Annotated in this window: 11 protein-coding genes; 9 read left to right on the top strand and 2 right to left on the bottom strand. The window is 53.4% G+C overall.

The window, feature by feature from the left end:
• The first annotated feature begins 259 nt into the window (after window positions 1-259).
• A complete protein-coding gene (locus B7364_RS02430; RefSeq protein ID WP_085338358.1) occupies window positions 260-1,930 on the top strand; it encodes a relaxase/mobilization nuclease domain-containing protein in 1,671 nt (556 codons plus the stop codon).
• A gap of 203 nt (window positions 1,931-2,133) precedes the next feature.
• Here the strand turns inward: B7364_RS02430 and B7364_RS02435 are convergent, their stop codons facing one another.
• A complete protein-coding gene (locus B7364_RS02435; RefSeq protein WP_085338359.1) occupies window positions 2,134-2,661 on the bottom strand; it encodes a gamma carbonic anhydrase family protein in 528 nt (175 codons plus the stop codon).
• Window positions 2,658-3,353: a GntR family transcriptional regulator gene (locus B7364_RS02440; protein ID WP_085338360.1), complete on the bottom strand. Its 696-nt coding sequence runs from the start codon at window positions 3,351-3,353 to the stop codon at window positions 2,658-2,660. Before B7364_RS02440 ends, B7364_RS02435 begins: the two co-directional genes overlap by 4 nt.
• A 114-nt stretch (window positions 3,354-3,467) precedes the next feature.
• On the opposite strand from B7364_RS02440, the gene B7364_RS02445 reads away from it, so the two are divergent.
• From B7364_RS02445 to arsH, 8 genes are all read left to right on the top strand, one after another.
• The gene (locus B7364_RS02445; RefSeq protein WP_157893438.1) at window positions 3,468-3,986 is read left to right on the top strand and encodes a nuclear transport factor 2 family protein; all 519 of its coding nucleotides are present in this window, start codon (window positions 3,468-3,470) and stop codon (window positions 3,984-3,986) included.
• A complete protein-coding gene (locus tag B7364_RS02450; RefSeq protein ID WP_085338362.1) occupies window positions 3,983-4,369 on the top strand; it encodes a hypothetical protein in 387 nt (128 codons plus the stop codon). The genes B7364_RS02445 and B7364_RS02450 overlap by 4 nt, the downstream gene beginning before the upstream one ends.
• Window positions 4,360-4,722: a hypothetical protein gene (locus B7364_RS02455; RefSeq protein ID WP_085338363.1), complete on the top strand. Its 363-nt coding sequence runs from the start codon at window positions 4,360-4,362 to the stop codon at window positions 4,720-4,722. The genes B7364_RS02450 and B7364_RS02455 overlap by 10 nt, the downstream gene beginning before the upstream one ends.
• Before the next feature lie 3 nt (window positions 4,723-4,725).
• Window positions 4,726-5,097 (top strand): DUF4345 family protein, encoded by a 372-nt coding sequence (locus B7364_RS02460; RefSeq protein ID WP_085338364.1) that lies wholly within the window; start codon window positions 4,726-4,728, stop codon window positions 5,095-5,097.
• A 423-nt stretch (window positions 5,098-5,520) separates the two neighbouring features.
• On the top strand, window positions 5,521-5,895 hold the full coding sequence (locus B7364_RS02465; RefSeq protein ID WP_085338365.1) for an ArsR/SmtB family transcription factor: 375 nt from the start codon (window positions 5,521-5,523) through the stop codon (window positions 5,893-5,895).
• Entirely contained in the window at window positions 5,882-6,940 is a 1,059-nt protein-coding gene (gene arsB, locus B7364_RS02470; RefSeq protein ID WP_085338366.1) for an ACR3 family arsenite efflux transporter, read from the top strand. The genes B7364_RS02465 and arsB overlap by 14 nt, the downstream gene beginning before the upstream one ends.
• Entirely contained in the window at window positions 6,937-7,371 is a 435-nt protein-coding gene (locus B7364_RS02475; protein ID WP_085338367.1) for an arsenate reductase family protein, read from the top strand. Before arsB ends, B7364_RS02475 begins: the two co-directional genes overlap by 4 nt.
• On the top strand, window positions 7,364-8,095 hold the full coding sequence (arsH, locus tag B7364_RS02480; protein WP_408606320.1) for an arsenical resistance protein ArsH: 732 nt from the start codon (window positions 7,364-7,366) through the stop codon (window positions 8,093-8,095). Before B7364_RS02475 ends, arsH begins: the two co-directional genes overlap by 8 nt.
• The last annotated feature ends 100 nt before the right edge of the window (window positions 8,096-8,195 follow it).

Here is an 8,195-nt window from a genome sequence, read left to right on the forward strand (position 1 = left end):
GTTGTCGCCATGTAGAAATTGCAGCCAGAAACTTCTACACATAGATTGTCTTGTAGTATATTGCTTTGTCATGGCTTGTATCCATTAGTATTGATAATCAAGTAAAGCACGAATATTTGAATACAGCAAGATAAAGAGCAAGTTTTCACTTGCTCAAGGCCCTGTATGTGCTATGTTTTATGGAAGTTGTTGGCGAGGCATCGCAAGTCGTCCGTAAGTCACATGGCGTGACAACGCATGGTCATTCAGGAGCCCAAGCATGGCAGAGCGCGGATCTGAGGAGTTGAACATCCGCCTTGCTGTTGGTCGACGCGGCGATGCGAGATCTGGGGCCTTGGGTGCCCGCTTGAGTAAGGCGATTGGTGGCGCGCGCCTTGGGCCAGGTGGTTCTTTTCGGGGTAATGGCGTTGGTGGTGCTCACGGTGGTGGTGGATTTAGCTCGGACAGACGTCAGCGGGTTGTGATCAAAGTGTCCTTCTCGGCCCACCGTGCGGGTAGTGCGAAGCTTGCCGCCCATGCTGCTTATCTTGGTCGGGATGGCGCAGCGCGAGACGATGAGCAGGGGCAGTTCTATGATGCTTACCGGGATAAGGTTGAAGGCCTGTCACGCGAGCTAGATGACTGGACCCAGGAGGACCCGCGCCACTTTCGGATTATGATTGCGCCAGAGAGTGCTTCACGCATGGAAGATCTTGATGGCTATGTTCGCGATGTGATGGGGCAGATGGAAAGCGACCTTGGTGTTGGGACAGAATGGGTCGCTATCAATCATTGGAACACGGATAATCCCCATGCCCATGTCATCTTGCGGGGAAGAACCCGTGAAGGCCATGAGTTACGTATTCCCCGCGATTATCTCTCTCATGGTCTTCGCCATCAGGCACGGGAACGCGCAACGGCAGAGCTTGGCGAGCGCTCGATCTTCGATGAGCGCATGGCCCTTGATCGGGATATCCATGCCAAGGGGTTTAGTCGGCTGGATAAGGCCCTTGCGGCAGAGCTTGATGGACGGGGAGAAGTTCGGCTCCAAGACCTAGGCGGGCGAGATCCCGATCAAGCCTTCTGGGGCAATGCACTTCGCGCTCGTGCGCGCGAGCTGGAAGCACGCGGCCTTGCCACAGAAGTGCGCCGCAATGTGATGGCCTTCAAAGATGGCTGGACCGAGACGTTAGCCGAGAGGTCACGCGTTGACATCACCAAGGCGCGTAATACGACCAAGCTCCATGAGCGGGGCGAGGAACTGGTTGGTGAGGTTGTCGGCCTTGAGAAGCGAGCAAGCGGCAACAGTGTCCTGATCCTTGATACCGGCAGCAAGACCAAAACCATGGTCAACACCAAATCTCCCCTGGTCGATCATCTCCAAAAGGGTTCATGGGTTCATGTGGATGAGACAGGCCATCTCTCGCGACTTTCCTATCACCCATTCGAAGATCAACTCGGGGCGACGGCCTTTACCGCGCTCGACCGCGAGCTGGACCGGATCGGTCATGGCGAGAAGCGCTTCTTTACTGGTGATGCCCGCATCGATCAGGCCCTCGCCTCACGGGCGCAAGACCATGTTCGTGCAGGGCTTGGGGCTTGTGATCAAGACGGGGTCTTCACGTTCCATGATGGGGCCAAAGACGCGCTTCAAGCGGCAGAGATTAATGCCCTCAGCGAAACCCTTGCCGAACAAGGGCGCGGTACCCTCACCGCCCCCGGTCACACCGTCTATGACGGCTGGCGCGTTGGATCGTTTGAAGAGCTCCACGCTGGCCGGGTAGCGCTCCTCGAACGGGCCTCTGGCATGGGCAATGACGTGGTTATGGTCCCGACGCCTATCGAGAGTGCGATCAATGTCGGCGACAATGTCAGCCTCAGCAGCCTTGGGCGCGGTGGCGCTGTGCAGGTTGTACAGGACCTTAGCCTTGGGTATGGGTTGGGAAGGTAGGGGGTCTGCTTTGCGCCATACTAGGTCAAAAAACGACCTTTCAGATCTTCCAGAAAGCGGACGTAATACGATCTATGCAAAGTGCTGCGCTCGGAAATTTGGTTTTCGATTCTATTGTAGTCGTTGGACCGAATACCTGCCCATTTTGACTAGAAGCCCTATAAAGGTGGAAATCCCAATCAATGCGTCCCACTATTTCGGCCTTATACCAGCCGATCTTCGCCATTTGCATAGCCTCGTGCGATCTGCTCATAGATTCGAGCATTCATTAAATTCGCATCTGAACAGTCTCGCTCTTTAATCAATCGCGCTGGCGATCCCGCTATCACGGAATTAGGTGGAAACTCCTGACCAGACCGCACGAGACTATGTTCAGCAACAATCGAATTGGCACCTATTTTCGCGCCATCCATGATCGTTGAATTGATCCCAATCAAGCATCGATCACCGATTTCACAACCGTGGAGTGTTACGTGGTGGGTTATCGAGCAGTCGTCGCCGACAATTGTTGGCGTAAAGTTTCCGACATGGACCATAACAAAATCTTGGATATTGGTTCGCGCACCAATCTGGATTTCATGTGCCTCGGAACGCATGACAACATAAGGGAAAACGGACGCTCCTGCACCAATCCGCACTTTGCCGTAAATCAGTGCCGAAGGATGGATGAAAGCGGTATCTGCGATGATAACGTCATGACCTCTAGTGAACACAGCTTTTATCTCTATCATGTTAGGCTGATTGGCGAATTGCTAATTGGAGCATGGTTCAACACCAACATACGCGCATGTTCAATATGATGACGTGCTGCATTTTTAGCACCTTCCCGGTCGCCCGCCTCAAAAGCGGCGATCAATGCTTCATGTTGACTGTCGGCGTTGTGGCGTTCGGCCTCGCTACCACTTGCACCAAAGAGGCCTAACCGAACCAAGCGTTGCATTTCGTCGGCCAATGATTCCAAGAGGCGAAATAAGCGGTGATTTCCTGTGGCGGCGGCAATCTCCGCGTGAAAGGCCCGGTTGTCTTCAACAAAGTCGAGCTGTTGAGAGTCGTTACCCGCCAAGTGAGCCGAACTGTTTAGTTTTCGCAACTTTGCGACGTCGACCTTACCAATGGCTAAAGCAGCAGCCTGCGGCTCTATCATTAAGCGCAATTCGAATAGCTCGCGAATAGAAGCGACGGTGATTGGTGTCACTAAAAAGCCGTGGCGTGCTACAGGTTCGACCAAACCAACCTCAGCTAGGCGCATAAGCGCAGCACGCGTCGCAGCACGGGCGAGACCAAATCGGCCCGACAATTCAGCTTCCGAAAAGCTAGTCCCGGGGGGCAAATGGCAGAGAATGATCGCGTTCTTGATGAGTTTCAGCGCCTGATCGCTTTGTCGTTCGCTTTGCGCGTCGATCCGGGAAAATGCTTTTGCCATCTGAAGTCTTTTTCCCCCTTGAATGACTATTACCAGCCCATCACTTTATAACATGTTATTGACATGTTACAAGCGGCTCGGTTAAAAGCTGGGCATCGTTTGGAGGGCGCAGCTATGAAAAGACTCAAAAATTTCGTTATAGCGATGGCCTTCGTGCTCGCAGTGCCTACACAATCGGTTGTCGCCCAATCACCGCCCACTAGTGAACTTCAACCATTGGTGCAGAGATATGCCGGGGCTTGGGCGAGCCGTGATGCGGGACAGATTGTTGCGCTGCATAGTGCGGATTCTACATTTCGCCTGTTCATCGACGGTGCAGCGCCAGCAAAAGGGCAAGAGGCAATCCGTCAGCAGTTTCAAAAAATCCTGACTGACAATCCAACCTACCGGTCAACGGTTCGGTCGCTGAGTTTCGGGAGTGATAATGTCGTCATTGAGTATGACATTCACATGGATCCACCCCGTGCTTTCACATTTGGCGCATTCCGCTACGTCCCAAACGGGCGCGCATATCTTCTTCCCGCGATTGACGTCATCTATTTTAGAGATGGGTTGGTCACCGCGAAACATACTTACCTTGATGCAACCGTAATCCGACATAACAGCCGCAGTGCCAGCAGGGTGCGCCAATGAACCGGGCAATTCTGATTGGCCTTGGCATGGTTTGGATGCTGACGGGCGTTTACATATTTGCGCGACCTATGAATTTTTACGAAGTGACGCCCGGCCTAAAATTGATGGGGCCATTCAACATGCATTTTATCAGCGATGTTGGACTGGCTTTTCTTGCTAGTGGTGGTGCATTGACCTGGGGAGCCAGCACCAAAACGCGCAATATTGCTATCGCGGGAATTACTTGGCCATTTCTTCACGCGCTTTTCCATATCCAGATTTGGGGCCATCGCGGCTTCCCATTCGACGGAATATTCGCGTTTGATTTTGCACTCGTCATTAGCCCAGCTTTCTTGGCTCTTGCACTGACGACTACGTTAAAGGAGCAATCTACATGTTTGTGAAAATCTGCTGGGCTTTACTTGCATTGATCCACCTTCTGCCCGCGCTTGCTGTTTTCAAACCGAGCCTCCTCACTAAGATGTACCGGGTTGAAGCTGGATCCGACATCTTCACCTTGATGCACCATCGTGCAGCTCTTTTCCTCATAATCTTTGCTGTCGCCATATGGGCTGCGCTACGACCGGAAGTTCGCCAACTTGCAACATTTGCTGTCGGAATCAGTATGTGCAGTTTCATTTTGATCTGGTGGCTGGCGGGTGCTTCGTCCGCACTTAAAAGCATCGCCGTGGCCGACATGATTGGTCTACCGATTTTGCTTTTTGTCGGATGGCAGGCATTTAGGGTAGAAGGGTAATCCATGCTAGGTACGATCGGGGTTTTACTGGCCGCTTTGTTTTTTGGCGCGATTGGCATGACAGCCATGTTCCGCCCCCACAATCTACTCAAAGATTTTGGCATCGAGACTGCGGCAGTCGATAGCCGTAACGAGGTGCGCGGTATCTATGGCGGGTTCCCAATCGCCGTGTCCGGGTTGCTCCTATTCAGCTTGACCCGTCCCGATCTGTCAAACGGCATATTGTTCGCGCTTGCCGCGTGTTCTGCAGGGATGGCAATTGGCCGGATCATCTCAGCAATTGTGGATCGACATTTGGGAAAAATTCCATTGCTTTGGGGCATGCTTGAGGTAATCGTCGCCTTCCTGATCGCGAGTAATATTACGGCGAGATGAGATGCCGGTTTAATCTTTCGGTGCATCCGGAAGTACCTATAGAGCCCGAAAGCGCCCGTGTTCGTACCGTGCAGTCTCAAGAAGGTTGATCAATCTGTCTCAAGGGTTAAACATCGAATAGTCCGCTTATCTGCAGCCCCAACCCACACCCGCCCTTCCGTAATCTAACAAGTTCTGCTGAAATGCCGCCAGTCTCAAATGCGCCAAGGGTTGCCATTTAGGTCAGCTTGGGGGTTGCCCGAAAGCGGACATTTAAGAGGCCGACGACCGCCAGCACGTCAATTTCTGCCAGGGTTGTCCGCACAGACCTTCCCTTTGCGCTTGACCTCGGTGCAATTAATGGCTGGATCACACCTTACAGCGCGGAGCGCTTTGCTCGATCAGCTACTTGACCAGATCTGATAATTCTGGAATTCTAGGAATATGAGAGATCAGGATGCAATAGAGGCCTTATCCGCTTTGGCACACCCCACACGTCTGAGGGTGTTTAAGATGCTAGTGGCAGCCGGTGCATCTGGCGTGCCCGCGGGTGAAGTTGCTCGCCAATTGGGGGTGCCTGTAACGACTATGTCGACCCATCTCGGGATATTGAGCCGCGCCGCATTAATTGGCCCAAAGCGTGAAAGTCGAACCGTTTGTTATGCTTTGAACATTGAGGGGACACGTAGTCTCTTTGCCTTTTTAATGGCAGATTGTTGCGGTGGGCGGCCAGATTTGTGCCAGCCAGCCTTTGAGGCCGCAGAACTCGCCTGCTGCCCGCCCGCACCTAACCAAGTGGCCACACATGAACCTGTTTGAACGCTATTTGACGCTTTGGGTTGGCCTTGCCATCCTTGTCGGCATCGGCTTAGGGCAATCCTTTCCGGCGGGCTTTCAAGCCATTGCGGCACTTGAAATTGCCAAGGTCAATTTACCCGTGGCCGTCCTCGTTTGGGCGATGATCATTCCCATGCTGTTGCGGATCGATTTTCGCGCATTGGGTGGCGTTGCCGCCCATTGGCGCGGGATCGGGATTACGCTGTTCATCAACTGGGCAGTTAAGCCATTTTCGATGGCGGCCCTTGGCGCGATTTTCATCGGGTGGCTATTTCGCCCGCTTCTGCCTGCAGACCAGATCGAAAGCTATATCGCAGGCCTTATCCTATTAGCTGCAGCCCCCTGCACCGCCATGGTGTTTGTGTGGAGCAATCTGACCAAGGGCGAACCCCATTTTACTTTGAGCCAAGTGGCGCTGAATGATGCCATCATGATTGTGGCTTTTGCGCCGACCGTAGCCCTCTTGTTAGGGCTGTCAGCCATTACAGTGCCTTGGGAGACATTGGTCCTTTCTGTCGGCCTTTACATTATCGTGCCGGTCGCGATCGCCCAAGCGATGCGCTGGGCTATGCTTCAATCCGGTGGTCCTTCCCGTCTCGAGAGTGCCCTGAAATTTCTGGGCCCTGTGTCCATGACGGCCCTATTGGCGACATTGGTTCTGCTTTTTGGCTTCCAAGGCGAACAGATATTAGCTCAGCCATTGGTGATCGCGCTTCTGGCGGTGCCAATTCTGATCCAAGTCTTCTTCACCTCAGGACTGGCTTATCTGCTCAACCGCGCCAGTGGCGAGGCTCATTGCGTGGCGGGGCCTTCTGCTTTGATCGGGGCCAGTAACTTCTTTGAGCTTGCTGTCGCTGCGGCCATCTCGCTCTTTGGGGTTACAAGTGGTGCGGCGCTCGCAACGGTCGTAGGTGTCCTGATCGAGGTCCCCGTCATGTTGGCGGTCGTGGCAATCGTGAACCGAAGCCGAGATTGGTATGAAAGCGGCAGCGCTGTGCAAGCAAGACTGAAGGCAAACAACTCATGAGTGACTTCTTTCCCATTGTGATGTTTCACAACCCTGATTGTGGGACCTCACGCAATGTCTTGGCGATTATTGAAGCGGCCGGTTATCAGCCAGAGGTCATTGAGTATTGCCAAGCGGGTTGGACCCAAGGCCAGCTTCTGGCGCTATTTGCTGCCGCCGGCCTGACACCCAAGCAAGCCCTGCGAGAAACCAAATCACCGGCAAAAGAGTTGGGACGCCTAGAAGCAGGTATAAGTGGGGAGGCGATCTTAAGCGCCATGCTGACCCATCCAATTTTGGTAAATCGGCCTTTTGTCGTGACCCCAAAAGGTACCCGCCTGTGTCGGCCAAGCGAGACGGTTTTGGACCTTCTGGACAACATGCCCAAAGGCCCCTTTTACAAAGAGGATGGTGAACTCTTGATAGACGAGACAGGAACGCGGCTTGATTGATCTTTCAGAACTGCCTCAGCTGGATTCAAACAGTTTCAAACCCATTGACCTCAGCGCTTTGCTACAACCCACACGGAGCAGCCATCCGCCCAGAATCCTAATGCTCTATGGGTCGCTGCGCACGACGTCCTATTCGCGCTTGGCCAGCGAAGAGGCTGCGCGCATTCTTACCGCACTTGGCGCTGAAACGCGTACCTTCAACCCGTCGGGCCTGCCTCTGCCCGATGATGCTGAACCGGATCATCCCAAAGTCCAAGAATTACGGGATTTGAGTGCTTGGTGTGAAGGCATGGTTTGGACGTCACCTGAACGTCATGGCGCGATGACAGGCATTATGAAGGCACAAATTGACTGGATCCCATTGTCGATTGGTGCTGTTCGCCCGACGCAGGGAAAGACATTGGCCGTCATGCAGGTTTGTGGCGGCAGCCAGAGTTTCAATGCCGTCAATCAAATGCGCATTCTGGGCCGGTGGATGCGTATGATCACAATTCCCAACCAATCCTCCGTCGCCAAAGCCTTTATGGAATTTGATGGGCAAGGCCGCATGAAACCGTCTCCCTATTATGATCGCATCGTCGATGTGATGGAGGAATTGATCAAGTTCACCCTCTTAACACGCGACCAAGCACCCTATCTTGTCGACCGCTATAGTGAGCGCAAAGAAAGCGCCGACGCGCTCATGGCGCGGGTGAATTCCGCAGGCGGAATAGTAAAGGCCTGATTCTTTTGACCTCTGAACGTCCGCTTTCGCCCCCCACGGTCCCCAAAGCAGACAATCTCCTTTCGTGAAGAGTTTCGGATGCTTTTGGGCGTCCGAAAGT

It is taken from the genome of Aquidulcibacter paucihalophilus (assembly GCF_002105465.1).
Classification (GTDB): domain Bacteria; phylum Pseudomonadota; class Alphaproteobacteria; order Caulobacterales; family Aquidulcibacteraceae; genus Aquidulcibacter; species Aquidulcibacter paucihalophilus.